The organism is Rhodobacter sp. 24-YEA-8 (genome assembly GCF_900105075.1).
Taxonomy (GTDB): Bacteria; Pseudomonadota; Alphaproteobacteria; order Rhodobacterales; family Rhodobacteraceae; genus Pseudogemmobacter.
Window position 1 is genome coordinate 65612 of record NZ_FNSK01000002.1, and the last position, 20305, is coordinate 85916.

General features: G+C 61.7%; 17 protein-coding genes, 4 pseudogenes and 1 riboswitch. Of the genes and pseudogenes, 7 read left to right on the plus strand and 14 right to left on the minus strand.

The window, feature by feature from the left end; all coding sequences use genetic code 11:
• Nucleotide 1: 1 nt before the first annotated feature.
• The 6 genes from BLW25_RS16810 to BLW25_RS16835 form a co-directional block, all read right to left on the minus strand.
• Nucleotides 2-1606 carry an ABC transporter substrate-binding protein gene (locus tag BLW25_RS16810; protein ID WP_092902308.1) on the minus strand — a complete coding sequence of 535 codons (1605 nt, stop codon included), beginning with the start codon at nucleotides 1604-1606 and terminating at the stop codon, nucleotides 2-4.
• 22 nt (nucleotides 1607-1628) lie between these two features.
• Complete coding sequence (locus BLW25_RS16815; protein ID WP_092902310.1) at nucleotides 1629-2549, minus strand: ABC transporter permease; 921 nt, start codon at nucleotides 2547-2549, stop codon at nucleotides 1629-1631.
• Nucleotides 2549-3442 carry an ABC transporter permease gene (locus BLW25_RS16820; protein ID WP_092902312.1) on the minus strand — a complete coding sequence of 298 codons (894 nt, stop codon included), beginning with the start codon at nucleotides 3440-3442 and terminating at the stop codon, nucleotides 2549-2551. Before BLW25_RS16820 ends, BLW25_RS16815 begins: the two co-directional genes overlap by 1 nt.
• On the minus strand, nucleotides 3439-4038 hold the full coding sequence (locus tag BLW25_RS16825; protein ID WP_092902314.1) for an ANTAR domain-containing response regulator: 600 nt from the start codon (nucleotides 4036-4038) through the stop codon (nucleotides 3439-3441). The genes BLW25_RS16820 and BLW25_RS16825 overlap by 4 nt, the downstream gene beginning before the upstream one ends.
• Complete coding sequence (locus tag BLW25_RS16830) at nucleotides 4035-5102, minus strand: transporter substrate-binding protein (protein WP_092902316.1); 1068 nt, start codon at nucleotides 5100-5102, stop codon at nucleotides 4035-4037. Before BLW25_RS16830 ends, BLW25_RS16825 begins: the two co-directional genes overlap by 4 nt.
• Before the next feature lie 195 nt (nucleotides 5103-5297).
• Complete coding sequence (locus tag BLW25_RS16835; protein WP_253188566.1) at nucleotides 5298-5804, minus strand: ABC transporter substrate-binding protein; 507 nt, start codon at nucleotides 5802-5804, stop codon at nucleotides 5298-5300.
• Between BLW25_RS16835 and BLW25_RS25015 the strand changes: the two genes are divergently transcribed.
• Nucleotides 5803-6252, plus strand: a complete 450-nt coding sequence (locus BLW25_RS25015) for a helix-turn-helix transcriptional regulator (protein ID WP_253188567.1) — start codon at nucleotides 5803-5805, stop codon at nucleotides 6250-6252. The two genes, BLW25_RS16835 and BLW25_RS25015, sit on opposite strands and share 2 nt — an antisense overlap.
• A 42-nt stretch (nucleotides 6253-6294) precedes the next feature.
• On the opposite strand, the pseudogene BLW25_RS16845 reads toward BLW25_RS25015, so the two are convergent.
• From BLW25_RS16845 to BLW25_RS16865, 5 genes and pseudogenes are all read right to left on the minus strand, one after another.
• A pseudogene (locus tag BLW25_RS16845) lies at nucleotides 6295-7277 on the minus strand (biotin-dependent carboxyltransferase family protein).
• Nucleotides 7267-8042, minus strand: a pseudogene (locus BLW25_RS16850) (allophanate hydrolase subunit 1). Before BLW25_RS16850 ends, BLW25_RS16845 begins: the two co-directional pseudogenes overlap by 11 nt.
• Nucleotides 8043-8054: 12 nt before the next feature.
• Nucleotides 8055-9349, minus strand: a pseudogene (locus BLW25_RS16855) (biotin carboxylase N-terminal domain-containing protein).
• Complete coding sequence (locus BLW25_RS16860) at nucleotides 9349-9582, minus strand: acetyl-CoA carboxylase (RefSeq protein ID WP_092902320.1); 234 nt, start codon at nucleotides 9580-9582, stop codon at nucleotides 9349-9351. Before BLW25_RS16860 ends, BLW25_RS16855 begins: the two are co-directional and overlap by 1 nt.
• Before the next feature lie 10 nt (nucleotides 9583-9592).
• Nucleotides 9593-9844 (minus strand): LamB/YcsF family protein, encoded by a 252-nt coding sequence (locus BLW25_RS16865; protein WP_092902322.1) that lies wholly within the window; start codon nucleotides 9842-9844, stop codon nucleotides 9593-9595.
• On the opposite strand from BLW25_RS16865, the gene BLW25_RS24735 reads away from it, so the two are divergent.
• The gene (locus BLW25_RS24735; protein ID WP_216279400.1) at nucleotides 9827-10144 is read left to right on the plus strand and encodes a helix-turn-helix domain-containing protein; all 318 of its coding nucleotides are present in this window, start codon (nucleotides 9827-9829) and stop codon (nucleotides 10142-10144) included. The genes BLW25_RS16865 and BLW25_RS24735 overlap by 18 nt on opposite strands.
• A gap of 13 nt (nucleotides 10145-10157) precedes the next feature.
• Nucleotides 10158-10574, plus strand: coding sequence for a LysR substrate-binding domain-containing protein (locus BLW25_RS16870; protein WP_216279401.1), 417 nt, complete (start codon nucleotides 10158-10160; stop codon nucleotides 10572-10574).
• 4 nt (nucleotides 10575-10578) lie between these two features.
• Here BLW25_RS16870 and BLW25_RS16875 read toward each other — a convergent pair whose 3' ends face one another.
• Both BLW25_RS16875 and BLW25_RS16880 read right to left on the minus strand, forming a co-directional pair.
• Entirely contained in the window at nucleotides 10579-10869 is a 291-nt protein-coding gene (locus tag BLW25_RS16875) for a hypothetical protein (protein ID WP_092902324.1), read from the minus strand.
• 120 nt (nucleotides 10870-10989) lie between these two features.
• Nucleotides 10990-12777: a monovalent cation:proton antiporter-2 (CPA2) family protein gene (locus BLW25_RS16880; protein WP_092902326.1), complete on the minus strand. Its 1788-nt coding sequence runs from the start codon at nucleotides 12775-12777 to the stop codon at nucleotides 10990-10992.
• Nucleotides 12778-13040: 263 nt separating this feature from the next.
• Here BLW25_RS16880 and BLW25_RS16885 point away from each other — a divergent pair.
• The 3 genes and pseudogenes from BLW25_RS16885 to BLW25_RS16895 all read left to right on the plus strand — a co-directional run bounded on the left by BLW25_RS16885 (nucleotide 13041) and on the right by BLW25_RS16895 (nucleotide 17000).
• Nucleotides 13041-14188 (plus strand): annotated as a pseudogene (locus BLW25_RS16885) (IS3 family transposase).
• Nucleotides 14189-14607: 419 nt separating this feature from the next.
• A riboswitch (cobalamin riboswitch) is annotated at nucleotides 14608-14808 on the plus strand.
• 156 nt (nucleotides 14809-14964) lie between these two features.
• A complete protein-coding gene (locus BLW25_RS16890; protein WP_092902328.1) occupies nucleotides 14965-15948 on the plus strand; it encodes a DUF1852 domain-containing protein in 984 nt (327 codons plus the stop codon).
• A 23-nt stretch (nucleotides 15949-15971) separates the two neighbouring features.
• Entirely contained in the window at nucleotides 15972-17000 is a 1029-nt protein-coding gene (locus BLW25_RS16895) for a methionine synthase (RefSeq protein WP_092902330.1), read from the plus strand.
• A 43-nt stretch (nucleotides 17001-17043) separates the two neighbouring features.
• Here the strand turns inward: BLW25_RS16895 and BLW25_RS16900 are convergent, their stop codons facing one another.
• Nucleotides 17044-18489, minus strand: a complete 1446-nt coding sequence (locus tag BLW25_RS16900) for a helix-turn-helix domain-containing protein (RefSeq protein ID WP_092902332.1) — start codon at nucleotides 18487-18489, stop codon at nucleotides 17044-17046.
• A 157-nt stretch (nucleotides 18490-18646) separates the two neighbouring features.
• Between BLW25_RS16900 and aceB the strand changes: the two genes are divergently transcribed.
• Entirely contained in the window at nucleotides 18647-20269 is a 1623-nt protein-coding gene (gene aceB / locus BLW25_RS16905) for a malate synthase A (protein WP_092902334.1), read from the plus strand.
• The last annotated feature ends 36 nt before the right edge of the window (nucleotides 20270-20305 follow it).

Consider the following 20305-nt stretch of genomic DNA (forward strand, 5'->3'; position numbering starts at 1 on the left):
CTCACTCCTTGATATAGACGTAATCGTAATTGACCGGGATCGAGACCGGATCGACATAAAGCGCGTCCGCCCCGCCCATACGCGGCGATTTCAGCGTAAAGCGCTGTTCGTTGAACACCGGTGCCCAGGGAGCATCTTCCATCACGCCCATATAGACATCGGACCAGAGTTTCAGGCGTTCATCCGCTTTCGCCGGATCAACGGTGCTGTCCGCTTTCGCCGCCAGCGCGTCGAGATCGGCATTGCAGTATTTCGACCAGTTCCAGCCGCCTTCGACCGCACCGCCACAGCCAAGGATCGGGCCGTAGAAGTTGGAGGGATCGGGGAAGTCGGCAATCCAGGCCATGCCGCCGGACCAGATCATCGGAGCGGTGCCGGCGCCGCCGGCCTCGATCACATTGGCCTGGGCGAGCGAGCGGATATTCGCGGTGATGCCGATGGCCTTCAGATCCTGCTGGATCGCCTGCGCGATCCGCGGGTTCGGGTCGGTGTTCATCACATAAAGCTCGGTCTCGAACCCGTCCGCATAGCCGGCCTCGCTCAGGAGCGCCTTTGCAGCGTCGACGTCATAGGCATAGCCCGCATAGTCTTTGGTATAGCCGGGCATCGAAGGCGGCAGCGGCTGGTTTGCCGGAACCGCACGGCCATTAATGACCTGGACGATCCGGTCCTTGTTGATCGCCATATTGACCGCACGCCGCACCTGGACCTTGTCAAAGGGGGCAGCGGTGACATTCATCGTGACATAGCCGGTATGGAGCTGGCCGCCTTCGACCACATTCGCGGCCTGGGCCGGGTCGCTCATCACCTCGACGAATTTCGCGGGCGGGATGCCGTCGCCGGGAATGTCGACTTCGCCGTTTTGCGCCCGCAGAAGTGCCACGACCGGCTCCTGGCCGACCTCAACCGTGAAGCTGTCGAGATAGGGAACGCCCGCAATCCAGTAATCTGCGTTTTTCTCGAAGACGAGGCGCTGGCCAAGCGTCCATTCCGCCAGCTTAAACGCACCGGTCCCGACCGGCTTCTTGCCGAAATCGGCACCTTCTGCCTCGACCACCTCTTTCGGCACCACATAAGAGAAGTTCAGCGCCATGACATGCAGGAAGGTCGCATCGGGACGCGAGAGTTTGAACACCACCGTCGCGGCATCCGGCGCCGAAACGCCCGTCAGCGCCGAGCCGTCAGCCGCCGTGGCGTCAAAGCCGTCGATCATGCCGAAAAAGCCCTGGCCCGGTGATTGGGTTGCCGGAGCCACCACGCGGTTGATCGAGTAGACCACGTCTTCAGACGTCATCTCACGGCCATTGTGGAACTTCACACCGGGGCGGAGCCTGAACGTATAGGTCAGCCCGTCTTCGGAAATCTCATAGCTTTCGGCCAGGCCGGGGCGGAGCGTGGTGGTGCCCGGCTCGTAATCCATCAGCCCGTCAAAGACCGATTTAATCATCGACCAGTTCTGCCAGTCATAGCCGATGGCCGGATCAAGCGTCGCGACATCGTCTTTGTAGGTCACGATCATATTGCCGCCCGGGGTCGGGGTCTCGGCAAGCGTCGGGCTCATGGCCATCATGGAGGCAAGTGCGGTAGAAAGGATCAGTTTTTTCATTGTTTCTCTCCTGTTGGGGTGGTCAGCGCAGTTTGATGCGCGGGTCGATAAGCGGGGAAATCAGGTCGGCGAGAAGGTTGCCGATCACGATGGCAAAGGCCGAGATAAGCGTGACGCCCATGATGATCGGGATGTCGACGCGCTGGATCGCCTGCCAGGCCAGCTGGCCGATGCCGGGCCAGCCAAAGACGCTTTCCACGACCACGATCCCGGACATGAAGATGCCGATATCAATGCCGATCATGGCGATCACCGGCAGGATGGCATTGGGGATAGCATGGCCAAGGATGATCCGCCCGCGCCCCAGACCCTTGGCCCGGGCGGTGCGGATGAAGTCGGCGCGCAGCACGTCCAGCATCGAAGACCGCATGATCCGGGCATACCAGCCCGAGCCCAGGATCCCCAAAGTCAGCGCCGGCAAGACCAGATGCGCGAATGTGCCATAGCCGCCGATCGGGAACCAGCCGAGCTTGACCGCAAAGACGTAAAGTAGCAGCAGCGCCACCACGAATTGCGGCGCCGATACCGTGACAAAGCTTGACAGCATCAGCACATTGTCGAGCGCGCGGCCCCGGTAAAGCGCCGCGATGACGCCAAGGGTCAGGCCAATCAGAAGCTCGCAGGTGATCGCGGCCAGCATCAGCAAAAGCGTCGCCGGCAGGCGCGAGGTGATCAGCGCCGCCACTTCGGTCTTTTGCAGATATGAGCGGCCCAGATCGCCTTGCAGCAGGTTCCACAGATAATGGCCATATTGCACGACGAAGGGCTGATCGAGGCCCAGCTGGCGCCGGATGCTGGCGACCGTTTCGGGGGTGGCAGAACGGCCCGCGATCTGGCGCACCGGGTCGGCGGGCAGGACGTAAAGCAACACGAAGGTGATAAACGAGACCCCAAGCAGGATCAGCGCAGAGAGCGCAAGGCGGCGCAGAATATAGGCCAGCATCAGTCGCGCCCCTGTTGTGTCGGGTCAAGAATGTCGCGCAGCGCGTCTCCGACCAGGTTGAAGGCGAGCGCGAGCAGAAGGATCGCGGCGCCGGGGATAAACACCAGCCAGGGCGCGGCCTGGAACCAGGTCTGGTTTTCAAAGATGATATTGCCCCAGGACGGGATCGGCGGCTGCACGCCCACCCCGAGGAAAGACAAAGTCGCCTCCAGAAGCACGGTGGTCGAGATCCCCAGTGTCCCCCAGACGATCAGCGTCGGCAGAAGATGCGGCAGGATATGGCGAAAGAGGATCCGCCCATGCCCGGCGCCCAGCGTCTTTTCGGCCGCGATGAAATCGCGCTCGGCCAGCGAGGAGGTCTGGGTAAAGACCACCCTTGCCGTCTGCACCCAGTTCACGAAAGCGATCACCAGGGCCACGATCCACAAAGACGGCTGAAAGATCGCGGCCATGCAAATCGCCAGCAACAGCGCCGGAAAAGCCATCATCAGATCGGTGAACCGCATCAGGACCGTGCCGGTGATCCCCCGGAAATAGCCCGCGGTGACCCCGACCAGCGTGCCGATGAACAGGGCCGCGCCATTGGCCACGAGCCCGATGATCAGCGAGGTCTGCGCGCCGTATAACAGGCGCGACAGCAGATCGCGGCCCAGAAGGTCGGTGCCGAACCAATAGACCGGTCCGGGCGGCAGCGGCGCGCCTTCGAGGGTCAGGCCGTCGAAAAATTGCTCATTCGGATCGAAGGGTGCCAGCCAGTTGGCAAAGACCGCGCCACCGACACAGATCACGATGATCAGAAAGCCGAACAGCGCCAGTTTGCGCCCCATCAGGCGGCGCAGCACCGATGGCCCTTTATCGACGGGCGCAGTTACGATCGGGGCAGCGGCGGTCATTTGCGGTCCTCTTTGCCCGGGGTTTTCGCCCGGTGATTGGCCACCAGCCTTGCGGCGGCGATCTCGATGGTGACGCGCCAGGCCATGGCCGTCTGGCGCAAAAGCTCATAGGCCTCGGCTTCGGATTTGCCGCGCAGGACAAAGATCATCACGGCCTGGACCACGGTCTGCCGCGCCGAAAGCCGGTCTTCCAGATCCGCTATCAGCGCATCCGAGGCGCGCGCCCGGTCGTAATTCGCCCGCGCCACCAGAAGGGCTGCATAGACGCCCTTATCGCTTACGGGCTTCAGAAGCTGGGCATGAGCGCCCATGGTCAGCGCCCAGTTCAGCCGCCCCGGCGCTTCGGACCCGATCAGCGCGATCATCGGCATGGGCGAGGCCCCCGGCGCCCAGGGGAATTGCTCATCATGGCCGGTATCGGCGTCGTAAAAGATGAAATCGGCGCTGATCGCCTCGGCAGGCAGATCGGGCCAGGCCTCGCGCAGCTCAAGCCCGATGACCCGGAGCTGGCGTGTCAGCCCCTGGATCGCGGGATGCGGCCGGTGCAGCACAAAGGCCAGCGCATTGCCGAGGTTTTCGGTGCGGACCCGCGTCATGACACCACCCGCAAGACCGGTACCGGCGGCAGATCGCGGTCGCGCGCGGTCAGATAGGGATCGGCGGCGCGCGGCGGCTGGCGCAGGATCTCGTGAAAGCGCCCGTCCCGGATCTGCGCGATCACCACCGGCTGCGCGGCATGGAAATGGGTCGGATCAAGGCGGGAGCGCGTCCCGCCCGGCGCATCGCGCAGCAGTTCAGCAAGGCTCAGCCGCTCGGCCCCGGGGCGGCCGTGCAACAGCCGCGCGAGCTCATGCACCGCACGGCGCGCCATCTCGGCAATCGAGCCGCCGCGCCCTTCGCCAGGCTCGAACCAGGGGCCGGCTGCGATCAGACCCTCGGCCCCGGCCTGGCTGCTTTCGATCTCGCATTCGGTGAAATTGCATGACAGCACCTGGAGCCGCGCCCCGGTCCTGTCGCGCAGATCCCGGAGCTGCGACAGGAAGGCATAATCGCTTTCCCCGACCAGAGAATTCAGGATGAAATCGGGCTGCAAAGCCGCGATCTCGTCGATGATATGACTGGAATCGCAATCACCAAGCGCCAGATAGCGATCGCCCGCCACTTCGCCGCCAAGCGACGCGATCCGTTCGCGCGCGATCTGCGCGATCTCCCAGCCCCAGATGTAATTCGAGCCGACCAGATAGCCGCGCCGCCCGAGTGCGGGCAGCGCCCAGTCCAGCAGCGGCAGCAAATGCTGGTTCGGACAGGAATGCAGATAGGCCACGCGTTCCGAGGCCTCGAACCCTTCATAGGGCACAGGGTACCAGAGCACGCCGTCAAAGCGTTCCAGTTCGGGGATCACCTCTTTGCGGCTGGACGATGTGACGCAGCCGAAGATATGGCGCGCACCGGTTTCGCGCAGGATCTCGCGGCACAAGGGCGCATAGCGGTCGGTACGGCCTTCGGGGTCGCGCCCGCAGACGCGGAAGCACAGGTCGTAATCGGGGCTCGCATTGACCTCGGCCACACCGCGCAACAGACCCGCCCGGCTGATGACCGAGAGGGCGGCATAATTGCCGCTCTGCGATTGCAGGATGCCGATGTCGATGCTGCGTTTCATCCCGCCCCAAATGCAAAAAACCCCGCGCCGATCTGCGTGGATAACGCGATCAGAACGGGGCGTGACTGCCAGTATTTGACATAAAGGTAACGCGCCTGCGATCCGAAGGAAAGCCAGAACCGGGTTGATACCGGTTTTCTTCGGTCTTTTGCGTAAATTTCGGGCCGAAGCCCGGGCTCCTGCCCGCAGAACCGCTTATTTCAGAAGCGCGTCCAGCGGCACGGGTTCCGGGATTGTCCAGGTGCCGATCACGGTCGGCTTGCCGTTTTCGGTGCCGATGATGCGATATTCGGCCTTGTTCTGGTGGTGCAGTTCGGCGGTGAAGGTGCGCGGCCCGAACAGGGTCGGCTCCTCATTCATCTTCTCAAGCTCGGTGACCACGGCACCGGTTTCGGTGGTGCCGGTGCGTTCGACGGCTTTGGCCCAGACATCGATCATCACATAGCCCGGGAAGGCATATTGCGTCGCGGGCGGCGCACTGGTGGCCTCCTCGTATTTCTTCACGAAGGCATTCACTTCCGCGCTCGGATCATCGTCGAAGACCGAGCCCCGGGCCGGCACGTAGAAATTCGACAGATCCGGCACCGCCGACATCCAGTAGCTGCCATCGGCACCCGAGCCGTTCAGGAGCATCGAACCGATCCCCGCCGCGCGGATCTGTTTCACCGCCGAGACAAAGCCCGGCATCATCGAGCACAGCATGATTGCATCTGGCTCTTCCGGCAGCGCCTTGATCCGCGCGACCGTGGGCCGGCGGCTTGCCGATCTGCTGGCTCTGGCAACCCAGGCTGATGACCGGGTGATGCAGTCGGGGGTTTCCTCGGTGCGGGCCGGCCATCTGATGCGGATCGAGGGCTTTGTGCGCCGCCATCTCGATGACCCCGATCTGGGCCCGGATTCTGTGGCTGCGGGCTGCGGCATTTCGGTGCGTTACCTCCATGAGGTCCTGCGCGACACCAACACGACGCTTGGTGGCTGGATCCGTGACATGCGGCTGTTGGCCGCGCAGGAGGATCTGGCGACCCCCGGCGACCGGCGTTCTATTGGTGAGATTGCCTGGACGCGGGGCTTCCCCGATCAGGCGCAGTTCTCCTGCGCCTTTCGCGCCCGGTTCGGGATCACCCCGAAAGAGGCGCGCGGGCGTGGTTAAGGCGGAGGCTCTTTTGATCATGGCTCGCCCCCGCTCCCGCCTTCAGCGCCCGAGATGGGCGCGGAGCCGCGCCAGTGCTGCCTTACGGTCCTGGCGGGCAGTCAGCGCCTGATCATCGAGACCCCGGTAAACCGTGCGGGCGAATGCGGCTGCTGCTGGCCGATCAGGTCCATATCGGCCGAAATCACGCAGCCGAGCATCATATAGCCGCCGCCCGAAACCGCATCGCGGTGCAGCACAATCGGTTCGGTCCCGCCCGGAACCCGGATCGAGCCGTAAGGATAGCAGGCATCAACGATGTTCGAGGGGTTCGACCCCGCGCCAAATGGCTGCTCGCGTGGCACGAAATCCAGCGCCGTGCCGCCTTTGAACCGATAGCCGATCCGGTCCGCCTCGGGCGCAACTTTCCAGGTGTCTGCAAAGAACCGCTGGCCCGCCTCCGCCGTGATGCGGTGCCAGTAAAGCCCCGGCAGCATCCTCAGTTCGGCCGGATTGCCGGGTTGGCGCCGCAATACCTCCGGAACCGATCCCTTGCCGCCCGCGCCATTGCTCGCCGCACCCTGGCCAAGCGGCAACACATCGCCCGCTTTCAGCGCCCGTCCCTCATGCCCGCCAAGCGCGCCCAGCGTATAGGTCGAACGCGAGCCCAGCGTCCGGGGCACATCAATACCGCCCGACACCGCGATATAGGCGCGCGCGCCGGATTTCAGGAAACCAAAGGACAGATGGTCGCCGGGACTGACCGGGACTGCCTCCCATGGCGCGAATTCGGTGCCGTTCAGTCTGGGCGGCAGATCGGCCCCTGTAATTGCTACGGTCGCGGCCGAGGTGAATTCCATCTCTGGCCCCATGAAGACGGCCTCAAGCACAGCCGCGCTTTCGTCATTGCCCACCAGCATATTGGCGGCGCGCAGCGCTAAACGGTCCATGCCACCCGAAAGCGGGATGCCGAGATGGTAATAGCCAGGCCGACCAAGGTCCTGGACGGTGGTCGACAGGCCGGGGGTGATGATTTTAACGGCCATTGAGCGCCTCCATCATCCGGGCTTTGGTGCCTGCCATATCCCTGTTGTAATCCGAGAGGCTGAAACTGGTCTGGCGGATCACCGGTTCGAACCGGTTCGCCTCTACCGTTTCAATCGCCGTGTCATACTGATCGCGGGTGACGGGCTTCCATTTCACGATATCGCCGGGTCGGAAGAGGCACATCTCGTCCTGCAGGTAATTCACCTTCTGGCCTGGGTCATAGATCGGCATCGGCGTGACGCCGAACATCTGATAGCCGCCGGCGCCGCGCACCGAATAGATGCAGGAAAAACACCCGCCATGCCCGACCGTCAGTTTTGGCGTATGGGTCCGGGGGCGGAGATATTTCGGGACCTGGAGCTGACGCTCGCGCTCCACCATCTGGTAAAGGAAGGGCAGCCCCGCAACAAAGTCGACCATCGAGACGAACCAGGGCTGGCTGGAATGCGCCTCGATGAAATTCCCGACGGTGCCGAGCCCGTTCACACCCGCCGCATATTCCAGGTCTGTTTTTGACGGATACTGGTGGCGGCGGCCTCCATCGATTGCAGCTCGCGCATCAGATCGTCTGGCCTGATGCGGTCGGGGTCGAATTTGACCTGGAAACTGGCATTGGCGGGGCAGAACTCGGTCACGCCGCTGATCTGCGCCTCCCGCACCACATTGGTCATGGACAGTGAGGTGAAGAAGGATTCGAGCGACATATCCTCGGAAACCTCGCCGAAGATATGCTCATCGCCCCCGAAACTGAAACGGATCGACATGGTCCTTCCTGATCAGGTGTCCGGGCTGAGCCGGGCGGAATTTTCATCAAGCCGGCTCTCCAGCCAGTGGGTGTGGAATGCGCCTGCGCGGACCGACGGATCTGCGGCCAACGCAAGGAAGAGGGGTTTCGTGGTCTTGCAGCCCTCGATCTTCGTCTCTGACAAAGCGCGGGCGAGACGGGTGATCGCGGCCTCGCGACTGTCTGCATGGACGATGAGTTTCGCCAGCAGCGAGTCGTAAAACGGCGGAACGGTATAGCCCGCATAAAGCATGGAATCGAAGCGCACCCCCGGCCCGCCGGGCAGGCGCAGGTCCGAGATCGTGCCGGGGAAGGGGGCGAACCCGCTGGCCGGATCTTCGGCATTCAGCCGCACTTCGCTGGCATGGCCACGGATCTGCACGTCATCGTGAGCGATCCAGAGTTTCTCGTCGCCTGCGATCCGCAGCATCGCCGCCCCGAGGTCGATACCGGTGATCATCTCGGTCACCGGATGTTCCACCTGAATGCGGGAGTTCATCTCGATAAATTAAAAGCGGTCGGCAGCATCGTCGTAAAGATATTCAATCGTACCGGTGCCGGAATAGTTAACGGCTTCAGCCAGCCGCACCGCACTGGCACAAAGGGCGTCGCGCAGATCGGGCGAAAGCGCCAGCGACGGCGCCTCTTCCCAGACTTTCTGACGGCGCCGTTTCGGCGAACGTTCGCGCTCGTTGCAATGGATCGCGCGCTTGCCGTCACCGAGGATCTGCACCTCGATATGGCGTGCCTGGCCGATGACCTTTTCCATGTAAAGCCCGCCATCCCCGAAGGCGGCGAGCGCTTCGGCGGCGGCCTTTATCATGACCGGGAACCCGGTCTCTTTGAGGATCTCGCGCCCCTCAGCGATTGACGCCACCCGCCCCATTGACCCCGGCGCCACCGGGACGCCCGCCTGTGCAGGAGCAATGCGCGCGGAGACCTTGTCGCCCATCAGCCGGATCGCATCCCCCGATGGCCCGACCCAGACCAGGCCCGCCGCAACAACCGCATCGGCGAAATCAGCGTTTTCGGCGAGGAAGCCGTAAACCGGATGCACCGCATCGGCGCCGGTTCTGGCTGCCGCGTTCAGAATGGCCTGTACCGAAAGGTAGCTCTTTTTGCTGCGGGCGGCCCGATACTCAACGCCTCATCGGCCAGCTGCACAGGGAGGCTGTCGCGGTCGGCCTCGGAATGCACAGCAACCGTCGCGATGCCGAGATCCCGGGCCGCGCGGATGATCCGCACGGCAATTTCACCCCGGTTGGCGACCAGCAGTTTGCGGATCATCAGGACAATTCCGCGAGCATGGCTCCGGCCATCACGGGCTCTTCGTTATAGGTCACGAATTGCACATTCCTGCCGGCGACATCGGATTTCACCTCGTGAAAGCTCTTCATCACCTCGATCAGCCCGATCACCTCGCCCACGGCCATATCATCGCCATCGGCCTTGAAGGGCGGCTGATCGGGCGAGGCGGAGCGGTAAAAGGTGCCGGGCAGGGGGGACAGGATCTGGGCCATGGTTTGCCACTCAGACAAAGGGTTGGAGGACGGCGCGCACCGCGCGGGCGATATCGACCGCATTGGGCGTGTCGGAATGGATGCAGATGGTCTCGCAGCGGGTCGGAAAGAGCGAGCCATCCGTGGCGATACCCCGGCCTTCGGTGATGGCCCGCAGGCAGCGTTCTGCCATCTCATCGGGGTCTTTCGCGTCAGGTTCGCGGGTCACGATCAGGCTGCCATCGGGGCGGTAATCGAGATCGCCGTGAAATTCGGCAATCATGCGATGGCCGCGCGCCGGATAGTATTGCTATTGGTTTTCAGGGATGGTGGCGCGACGCGGGCCTTTGTGGCAAATACGAAATTATGCGATTGTTTATCTGAAAAATTGATACAGAATTCGTATATGTCTCTGACCCTGAAACAGCTGAGATATTTCGTCACCGCCGCCGAGACGGGGCAGATCAGTCATGCAGCGATCGAGATGAATATCTCGCAATCGGCGGTGACCGCGGCGATCCAGGATTTGCAGGCCGGGCTTGGGTCAAGCTTTTGTCGCGCAGCCCGAAGGGGATGGTGCTGACGCCTGAAGGGGCGTGGTTCCACTGGCGCCGCAGGCTCTGGCTGGCGACCGACACCCATTGCTGACCGAGCCGCTGGTGCCGGTCGAGGCGGTGATCCGCGAACCCTATATCATGCTGACGGTGGATGAGGCCGACCGCACCCAGGCGAAGTTCTGGCAAGGTTTCGGCATCCGGCCCCGGGTGATCTTCGAAACCTCATCGGTCGAAGCGGTGCGCTCGATGGTGGCGAGCGGCATGGGCGTCACCATCCTGAGCGATATGGTCTACTGGCCCTGGTCGCCTGAAGGGCAGTGGATCGAACAGCGCCCGGTCGCTGAAGGGGTGCCCAGCATGGATGTCGGGCTGAGCTGGTCGAAGGGCAGGGTGCTTTCGCCCCCCGCCCGGGTGTTTCGCGCCTTTCTCGGGCTGGCCACCGGGGGAGGCGGCTGAGCTCTCAGCGGTTGCTGTCGATCCAGCGCGACAGGAGCTGACGGTCGCGGAAGCATTCATCCGGCACCGCGCGATGTTTGATCCGGGCAAGCTTTTCGGCGAACGCGACCTGTTTCGAGGTCGGCTGATTGTCCTGCACTGGTTTCAGCCCCGCCTGCGCCTCGATCCAGGCGCTGAGACTGCGGCGATCCTGCTGAACCTCCCATGGCAGGAGGGTCTTGTTGCGCAATGCCAGCGAGCGGGCATAGGCAATCTGGCGCGGTGTCACCGGCATGATGAAACTGGCAGCTTCCATAGCGGTCTCCCTTCTGTTCATAAAGATGAACATAGAACATAAAGGGAACATTTTCAAGTGAGACCCTGATCGGGACCTCTGAGGGCCCGATCAACACTGCGCGAGGGGTAAATCGGGGCGTCAGTGATGCGAGGGCGCATCCTTGTTGCCCTGGATCAGGCCCGCACCCGCCGCGAGACCTTCGGTAAAGTCGATGGCAAGGCGCTGAACGTCATTGGCCCGCACATCCTGCATCAGATCATCGGCCTCTTCCGGAGTGTCGCCCAGCCGCACCAGCGCCGCGTGGCCAAGCGCCAGCGCCGAATCGCGGGTCTCCCGGATCTGGAAATCGGCATCTGCCTTCATCAGGGCAACCGCATGTTCCCGGTCCCAGGCGCGGGCGAAGACCGGCACCAGCGGGAATTCGTGTTTCACCAGCCCGACGATTTTCAGCGTGGCTTCGGGGTCATCGGTGGCGGCGACGATCAGGCTCGCCTCTGCCGCGCCGGCATTCCTGAGGATATCCAGGCGCGTGCCATCGCCATACCAGACGCGGAAGCCGAAATCAGCCGCATCGCGGATCACCTGCGCATCGGAATCGATGATCGAGACCGTATAGCCGCGTTTCAGCAGCGGCTGGCTGACCATCTGGCCAAAGCGGCCAAAGCCGATCAGCAGGATATTGGCGTTCAGGCCGCTCGCCTCTTCGACCCCCTCCAGCGAAACCTCGGCCTTTGGCGAGAAGCGGTCAAAAAGGATCATCATCAGGGGCGTGAGCGCCATGGAGCAGATCACGATGGCGGTCAGGGTCGCGTTCCATTCGGTCGTCAGCACTCCGACCTGGGTGGCGGTGGCGTAAAGCACGAAGGCGAATTCCCCGCCCTGGGCCATGACCACCGCGCGCTCCCGCGCCTCGGCTCTCGGCGTTTTCAGAAGCCGCGCCACGCTGTAGATCACCAGCATTTTCAGGATGATATAGACCGGCACGCAAAAGGCGATCAGTGCCGCATTCTCGCGGATCACGGTGAGGTTCAGCGCCATGCCAACCCCCATGAAAAAGAGGCCGAGCAAAAGGCCCCGGAAGGGCTCGACATCGGTTTCCAGCTGGTGGCGATAGCTCGATTCCGACAGGAGTACGCCTGCGAGGAAGGCGCCCATTGCCATCGAAAGCCCGCCCGCCTGCATCAAAAGCGCCGCCGCCAGCACGACAAGCAGCGCGGCCGCCGTCATCACATCCCGCCCGCCAAACCGTGCCAGAAACCCAAACATCGGATCCAGGAGATAGCGCCCGGCCAGAACCAGCACCACGATACAGCCAAGCCCGGCCCCGATGTTCTGCACCCGGTCCATCATCGTGGATTCCTCGGCGCCAGGTGCAATAAAGGCGACGATTGCCAGCAGCGGCACGATGGCGAGATCCTCGAGCAGGAGGATCGAAATGATCCGCCGCCCGGCCGGGGTCTCCATCTGCCGCCGCTCCGACAGCATCTGCATGACGACCGCGGTCGAGGTCAGCACAAAGCCGGTGCCCGCCACAAAGCTCGCCGAGGCCGGATAGCCAAGCGCCAGCCCGACACAGGTCAGCACCGCGATAGCCCCGACCACCTGGATCAGCCCCAGCCCGAAAATCTCGCCGCGCATCGACCAGAGCCGCGACGGCTGCATTTCGAGCCCGATCACAAACAGAAAGAGCACTACGCCGAGTTCGGCGACATGGATGACCGCCTCGGCATCCTCGATCACCTTCAGACCGAATGGCCCGATCAGAAGGCCCGCTGCGAGAAAACCCAGGACCGAGCCAAGCCCGAGCCGCCTGAACAACGGCACCGCGATCACCGCCGCGGCCAGAAGAATGACAATGGTGGTCAGATCGACCCCGCCGCCGTGAAGCGCAGCCACTTCGGCCGCCCCCGCGCCCTGTTCCGCCATCTGCGGTTCTCCTGTTGCAATCGTAAGCCGTGCCACAACCATTCGGGCAACGGATCACATACCCGTGACCGGAGAAATGTTAGCTGTATTCCAGAGACACGGCGAGAAAGATTTCATCGGTGCCGCGCGGAGCATCGCAAATGTGTCTGAAGATGCCGTAAACGGTCGTGTTGTCGCGCCAGGTGAGCTACTCCCTGGAAATCGGACAGTGACGGAAGCTACGATCTGACGTTTGCTGGTCTCCACGGACGAGGAGATCAGGCATGCGAAAACGCAGGAACCATGACGCGGGCTTCAAGGCGCGCGTGGCACTTGAGGCCATCAAGGGCGAGCGCACTGTGTCGGAGTTGGCGGCCGAATACGGCGTGCATCCGACGATGATCCATCAATGGAAGAAATCGCTGCTCGACGGGGCTGCGGACATCTTCGAGCGCGGCGGCAAGAAGCCCGCGACGGAGGTGGATGAAGAGACGGTCCGGTCATTGCACGCCAAGATCGGGGAGCTGGCTGTCGCCAACGATTTTTTGTCACGAAAGCTCAAGCCGTGGAGCGGAAAGTGAGGCGTGGGATGATCGAACGGGACCACCCTGCACTGTCGATCGGGGCGCAGTGCCGCCTGCTGTCGATCTCGCGCTCGTCGTTCTGCCACGAGCCGGCTGGAGAGACTGATCAGAACCTCGGCCTGATGCAGCTGATCGACCGGCAGTTCATGGATACGCCCTTCTACGGCGTCCGGCAGATGACCTGGCATCTGCAAAACGAGGGGCACGGCGTGAACCAGAAGCGCATCCGGCGGCTGATGCGGCTCATGCGTTTGATGCCGATTTACCAGAAGCCCAACACCAGCAAGCCGAGAAAGGGCCACAAGACCTATCCCTACCTGCTGGGCGGGCTGCGGGTCGATCGCCCCGGTCAGGTCTGGTGCGCCGACATTACCTATCTCCCGATGCGGCGGGGGTTTCTGTATCTGGTCGCCATCATGGACTGGTTCACGCGCAAAGTTCTGGCCTGGCGCATATCGAACACCCTGGAAGCGGACTTCTGCGTCGAGGCGTTGAACGAGGCCATCCACCGGTTCGGCGCGCCCACAATCATGAACACTGACCAAGGCAGCCAGTTCACGTCCTTCGCTTGGACAGATCGGCTGAAACGCGTCGGAACCCGCATCTCGATGGACGGCAAGGGGCGGTGCATCGACAATGTCTTCATCGAGCGCCTGTGGCGGTCCCTGAAATACGAATGCGTCTATCTGCATGCCTGGGAGACCGGGTCTCAGGCAAAGGCCGCAATCGGATCCTGGGTCAGCTTCTATAACCATCGGCGGCCACACACTGCCCATGGCGGGTTGCCCCCCGCCGTGGTCTACTTCAACAGCATCGAAACCGACCGGCAGGCACAGGCAGTAGCTTAAACATCCTCGAAAACTGTCCAAGCATCGGGGAGTAGCTCAAGGTGCTGTGGCCGCACATATCCATCCCGCGTGACAGCCAGATCGCAGGACTATGCAAGGCGCGATGGCCATATAGGCTGAAACCGGACGGCCAGGCAGCCTGTTTCAGGTGATGCACCCGGGGCGTTGCGAGATTTCGCCAACCGGATTGCGCCAGCTTTGAAAAAGACCGGCTAAATATAGGCCGGAACGGTGCAAATCCATATGAATTCGGTCAGATTCACCTGGCGCGCAGAAGCACCTTCCGGCACAGGTCCAGCTGCAAGGGGGATTTCGAGAAAATTCGTCTGAGCCTGATCTCTTACACTACCGGTTTCGCTCATGATATTCATGAATATAATCTGCCTTTGAAATCGTTGACATTCCCTGGCTCCCAAAGGATTTTATCACTTGATTCAGGTGCCGGGGGAAGCCCCGGTTAAAAGGGAATCCGGTAAGGCCAGTGCCAAATCCGGAGCTGCCCCCGCAACTGTGAGCGGCGAGCCTGTCCGAAAAGCCACTGGCGCATATGCTGCGCCGGGAAGGCCGGACAAGGTTACGACCCGCAAGTCAGGAAACCTGCCTGGATTGATCACCTGTTCCGGCCGCGGTGGGCGTGTCGGGAGCGGCCGTTCCGCAAAGGTGACTGCAAAGGCCCGTGTGACATCTGTCGCCCGGGGCCGGCTTCGCGACATCCGTCGCGGAGTGTCTGTGGTTTTACGGCCTGTCTTTTCAGGCCGCTCAGAAGGCATGTCACAATGACAGAAGGTTTCACTTTCAGGGTTACGAAGATTGGCTTCGACGAGAATTACATTCCCGCCGAAAATACGCGCATCACCACCAATTTTGCCAATCTTGCCAGAGGGGAACATCGCCGGGAGAATTTGCGAAACACTCTGGCGATGATCACTAACCGGTTCAATTCTCTGGCGGGTTGGGACAACCCTGAAGGTGACCGGTATTCCGTCGGGGTTGAGATCATATCTGTCGACATGGATATGGGGGATGCCGAAACTGCGGGCGTTTTCCCGATTATTGAGATTTTGAAGACAAAAATCCTTGATCACAAGAGCCGTAAGGTCATTGATGGGGCCGCGGGGAATAATTTCTCTTCATATGTACGGGACTATGATTTCAGCATAGCGCTCCCCGAGTATAATAAAGGGAGATCCGTTTTCGCCGCGCCAGAAGGTTTTGGAAACCTGCATGGAAATCTGTTCAGGAGTTTCGTTAAATCTGAGGTATATCGTCAGAATTTCAGCAAAACACCTGTGATATGTCTCAGTGTGTCAAGCAACAGAACCTATATTCGAACCGATATCACTCATCCTATTCTTGGTGCTGAATACAGGCAGGATGAAGCATCTCTGACCGACAGATATTTTGCAAAAATGGGAATGAAGGTTCGCTGTTTCATGCCGCCGGGCGCCGTAGCCCCCCTGGCATTTTATTTCATGGGGGATCTTCTGGCTGATTATACAAATCTGGAAATGATCAGTGCCATCAGCACGATGGAGACATTCCAGAAGATCTATCGCCCGGAAATCTACAACGCCAATGCCGCCGCGGGCAGCTGCTATCACCCAAGCCTGAAACATCAGGACTATTCTCTGACGCGGATTGTCTATGACCGCGAAGAGCGCAGTCGTCTGGCGCTGGAGCAGGCCAGGTTCGCGGAAGAGCATTTTATCAGGCCGCATCAGGCCAGGCTTTCGCAATGGTCAGCCAGTTTCGCGCTTTGACAGAATAAAAAAGGTCCCCCACTATGAATAAACTTCTTCCCACCGCCACTGCCGGCAGCCTTCCCAAACCGTCCTGGCTGGCCGAGCCCGAGAAACTCTGGTCGCCCTGGAAACTGGAAGGGGAAACACTTGCTGAAGGCAGGCAGGATGCGTTGCGCCTTGCGCTGGACGATCAGCAGCAGTCGGGCATCGACATTGTGAGCGATGGCGAACAGACCCGCCAGCATTTCGTCACCACGTTCATCGAACATCTTGAAGGCGTTGACTTTGAGAAACGAGAAACCGTAAGGATCCGGGATCGTTATGATGCCAGCGTGCCGACCGTCACCGGTGCCGTGGCGCGCAGCAGACCGGTTTTTGTCGAGGATGCAAAATTCCTGCGGCAGCAGACAAAACAGCCGATCAAATGGGCGCTGCCCGGCCCCATGACCATGATCGACACGCTCTATGATGCTCATTACAAAAGCCGGGAAAAGCTTGCCTGGGAGTTTGCAACAATCCTGAATCAGGAGGCGCGCGAACTGGAAGCCGCAGGCGTCGATATCATCCAGTTTGATGAGCCCGCCTTCAACGTGTTTTTCGATGAGGTCAATGACTGGGGGATTTCTGCACTGGAGCGGGCAGTTGAAGGTCTGAAATGCCAGACCGCAGTTCATATCTGCTATGGTTACGGCATCAAAGCCAATACGGACTGGAAGAAGACACTCGGCACCGAATGGCGTCAATATGAAAAGATCTTCCCGAAGCTGCAGGCGTCAAGCATCGATATGATTTCGCTTGAATGCCATAATTCGCATGTGCCGATGGATCTGATTGAACTGATCCGGGGCAAGAAGGTGATGGTTGGTGCCATCGATGTGGCTTCCGAACGGGTCGAGACGCCGGAGGAAGTGGCCAATACGCTGCGCAAAGCGCTGCAATTCGTAGATGCCGAAAATCTTTGCCCCTGCACCAATTGCGGCATGGCACCGCTGCCGCGCCATATCGCAAGGGCAAAGTTGCAGGCTCTGGGTGCCGGTGCCGAGATTATCCGCAAAGAACTGCAGGCATAATCAGATCGCATCGCCATGCCGCCGGAGAAACGCCGGCGGCATGTTACTCTTCCCCAAAGCGGTAGATCGCGAGGCTTCTTTCGCGTTCATTCACCGCAAGCGGCCGGTTGATCGGCGCGTGAGCGCGGGCGGCGCAGTCGCGACGTTCGCAAAGATAGCAGTTCAGCCCGATCTCGACCGGTTTCGATCTGACAAGGTCGATTCCGTCCGCATAGATCAGGCGCGGCGCATAGGCGGTATCGCAGCCAAGCCCGATCGCAAGCCGCTGCGCCGGTTGCCCCTGCATGCCGCCCGCGCGGGTCACGGTGCGCGCAACCGAAAAATAACTCGCGCCTTCGGGCATGCGGATCAGCTGTGTCTGTACCTGATCGGGCGTCTCGAAAGCGCCATGGATGTTCCAGAGCGGGCAGGTGCCACCAAAGCGCGAGAAGGGGAACCGCCCCGCCGAAAAGCGCTTTGAGATATTTCCCGCCCGGTCCACCCGCACGAAGAAGAACGGGATGCCCCGCGCACCCTCGCGTTGCAGCGTCGACATACGATGCGCGGTCTGCTCGAAACTGGTGCCAAAGCGGTGGGACAGCAATTCGACATCATAGCGCGTTGTTTCACAGGCGCCGAGGAAACGCCCATAGGGCATCACCAGGGCTGCGGCGAAGTAATTGGCAAGGCTGACGCGCATCAGGGTGAAAGCCGACGGAGCGGTCAGTCCGGCCTCCTCCACCAGCCGCGCGATCAGCGGCTCCTGCTCCAGGCGCGCCAGCAGAACGCCGATCTGAAAGCGCCGGCTCGACTGGCGCAACAGCTCAGAGAGCATCAGCTCCTTGCGATGCAGGTCAAAGCGCCTGAGATGCCCCCCCATCACATCTGCCGGCAGGATACGCGTGCGGATGCCATGCGCCGAAAGCCGGGCCGAGAGGGCCACATGCGGCTCGCTGCGATGGAGCTGCAATTCCGCCGCCAGCGACTCGGCGGCGCGGTCGAGCGCATCGACATGATTGCCGCGGGCGTAGAACCAGGCCCGTACTGCCTCGGCCGGGCGCGAACTTTCCGAAAGGACCTCGACCTTGTCGCGATCGGTCAGCGGGTTGTCATCCGCCATCGGGCGCAGGACGGCCTCGCGGTGGCGGTCATGCAGCTGCACAAAGGCCCGTGCGAGCCGGGGTGAGGCCTGGAGAATGGCCTCGATCTCGACCTTCGGGATCTGCCCGGCCCCAAGCAGCGGATCTTTCAGCGCTGCGTTGAAATCTGCGGCCAGCTGCGCGTCACTGGCCGGGGCAAGTTCCGAGATGTTCAGATCGTAGATTGCCGCGAGTTTCATCAGAAACTGTGCCGAGGCGGGACGCTGATCAGCCTCGATCAGGGTGATGTAGCTTGCCGAAACGCCAAGCTCGGTTGCCATCTGCGCCTGGGTCAGCCCCAGCGATTGCCGCAGCACCTTCAGACGCTGTCCGATGATCAGCTTTTCGCCCCGTTTGCCCTCGCCTGTCATGTCATTCCTCGCATCCCGCTTGTGACAAACCTTACAGATCTTGCAAGGGTAATGTGACAAGACTTACATCATTACCCTTTTATTTCAGGTAGATAATGCACATGCGGCATAACATTACCATAGTGACTTTACGCCAGAGTCACATCGGAGAATCGTTATGCCGCTCGACCGTCCGCCCCATAGCCTGCCGCCCGTGATCCTGCGGGAAGTTCCTGGCGCCGACCGGGTTCTGACGCCTGACGCGCTGGCATTCCTCGCCGGGCTGCATCGCGCATTTTCTGGTCAGATCGACGCGCTTCTGGCCGCGCGGCGCGCGCGTCAGCACAGTTATGATCTGGGCATGCTGCCGGAATACCTGACCGAGACGAAAGACATTCGTCAGGGGATCTGGGAGGCGGCTCCGGTGCCCCGGGAGCTGATGGACCGGCGGGTCGAGATCACCGGCCCGGCGGATCGCGTGACGATGATCACCGCGCTGAATTCCGGTGCGAAGGTCTTCATGGCCGATCTGGAAGATGCAAGCGCGCCGCGCTTCGACACCATGATCCAGGGGCAGGTGAACCTGCTCGATTACCGCGATCACGCGCTTCGCTGCACCGATCCGAAATCCGGCGAGACCCGCGAAGTCAAAGATGATCCGGCACTGTTGATCCTGCGGCCGCGCGGGCTGCATCTCATCGAGGCAAATCTGCTGATCGACGGGCGGCCGATCCCGGCGGCGCTGTTCGATTTCGGGCTGCATATCTTCCATTCCGGCAAGGCGCTCGCCGCTGACGGGCGCGGTCCGTTCTATTACCTGCCAAAGCTGGAAAACCACCGCGAGGCGCGGCTTTGGAATGCGATCTTCCTTCACGCGCAGGAAGCAATCGATCTGGCGCCTGGCACCATCAAGGCGACCGTGCTGATCGAGACGCTGCGCGCCGCCTTTGAGATGGATGAGATTATCTGGGAACTGCGCGACCATATCGCCGGGCTGAACTGCGGCCGTTGGGATTATATATTCAGCTATATCAAGACATTGCGCGCGCATCCCGACTATGTCTTGCCTGATCGGGCCGAGGTGACGATGGACCGCGCCTTCCTTGCGACCTATGCGGCGCGGCTGGTCAAGATCTGCCATCGGCGCGGCATCCATGCGATGGGCGGCATGTCCGCCATGGTGCCAGGGCGCGACAACCGGGAGGTGACAGAGGCCGCGCTTGCCCGTGTCCGTGCCGATAAAGAGCGCGAGGTGAACCTGGGTCATGACGGCACATGGGTGGCGCATCCGGATCTCGTGCCGGTTGCGCTGGAAGTGTTCGACGCCGCAATGCCTGGCCCGAACCAGATCCGCCGCCCGCGGCAGGATTACCGGATCGACCCCGCAATGCTGCTGAAACCGCATGACGGACGGGTGAGCGAGGCCGGCCTGCGCGGCAATATCGCGGTCGCGATCGAATATCTGGCGCAATGGTTGCAAGGCCGTGGGGCTGTGGCGATCAACGGGATGCTGGAAGATGCCGCCACGGCCGAGATCGCGCGGATGCAGCTCTGGCAATGGCTGCGCCACGGGGCCGAAGTGACGCTGTCCGATGGCGACCACACGAAGCTGACCGCCGAATGGCTCGCCTCGCTGATCCAGGAAGAGATCGTCGCGATCCTTGGCCGCCTTGGGCCGACCGGCTTCCACCGGGGCCATTATGCCTCGGCCTCCCGGATCGTGCATGAGGCGATCCTTGCCGCGACGCCGCCCGATTTCATCACATTGCCGGCCTATGACGTGCTGAACGCGCTCGACTGATGGACCGGCTGACCACGCTTTCCCCCTTTGGCGGGC

Excerpts from the sequence above, each read along its gene's own strand:
- BLW25_RS16820 (WP_092902312.1), bottom strand. The coding sequence starts at position 3,442 with ATGACCGCCGCTGCCCCGATCGTAACTGCGCCCGTCGATAAAGGGCCA.
- BLW25_RS16810 (WP_092902308.1), bottom strand. The coding sequence starts at position 1,606 with ATGAAAAAACTGATCCTTTCTACCGCACTTGCCTCCATGATGGCCATG.
- BLW25_RS16865 (WP_092902322.1), bottom strand. The coding sequence starts at position 9,844 with ATGATTGCCGAATTTCACGGCGATCTCGATTACCGCCCCGATGGCAGC.
- BLW25_RS16835 (WP_253188566.1), bottom strand. The coding sequence starts at position 5,804 with ATGCTGTGCTCGATGATGCCGGGCTTTGTCTCGGCGGTGAAACAGATC.
- BLW25_RS16900 (WP_092902332.1), bottom strand. The coding sequence starts at position 18,489 with ATGACAGGCGAGGGCAAACGGGGCGAAAAGCTGATCATCGGACAGCGT.
- BLW25_RS25015 (WP_253188567.1), top strand. The coding sequence starts at position 5,803 with ATGATTGCATCTGGCTCTTCCGGCAGCGCCTTGATCCGCGCGACCGTG.
- aceB (WP_092902334.1), top strand. The coding sequence starts at position 18,647 with ATGCCGCTCGACCGTCCGCCCCATAGCCTGCCGCCCGTGATCCTGCGG.
- BLW25_RS16830 (WP_092902316.1), bottom strand. The coding sequence starts at position 5,102 with ATGAAACGCAGCATCGACATCGGCATCCTGCAATCGCAGAGCGGCAAT.
- BLW25_RS16875 (WP_092902324.1), bottom strand. The coding sequence starts at position 10,869 with ATGGAAGCTGCCAGTTTCATCATGCCGGTGACACCGCGCCAGATTGCC.
- BLW25_RS16880 (WP_092902326.1), bottom strand. The coding sequence starts at position 12,777 with ATGGCGGAACAGGGCGCGGGGGCGGCCGAAGTGGCTGCGCTTCACGGC.
- BLW25_RS16815 (WP_092902310.1), bottom strand. The coding sequence starts at position 2,549 with ATGCTGGCCTATATTCTGCGCCGCCTTGCGCTCTCTGCGCTGATCCTG.
- BLW25_RS16860 (WP_092902320.1), bottom strand. The coding sequence starts at position 9,582 with ATGGCCCAGATCCTGTCCCCCCTGCCCGGCACCTTTTACCGCTCCGCC.
- BLW25_RS16825 (WP_092902314.1), bottom strand. The coding sequence starts at position 4,038 with ATGACGCGGGTCCGCACCGAAAACCTCGGCAATGCGCTGGCCTTTGTG.
- BLW25_RS16890 (WP_092902328.1), top strand. The coding sequence starts at position 14,965 with ATGACAGAAGGTTTCACTTTCAGGGTTACGAAGATTGGCTTCGACGAG.
- BLW25_RS16895 (WP_092902330.1), top strand. The coding sequence starts at position 15,972 with ATGAATAAACTTCTTCCCACCGCCACTGCCGGCAGCCTTCCCAAACCG.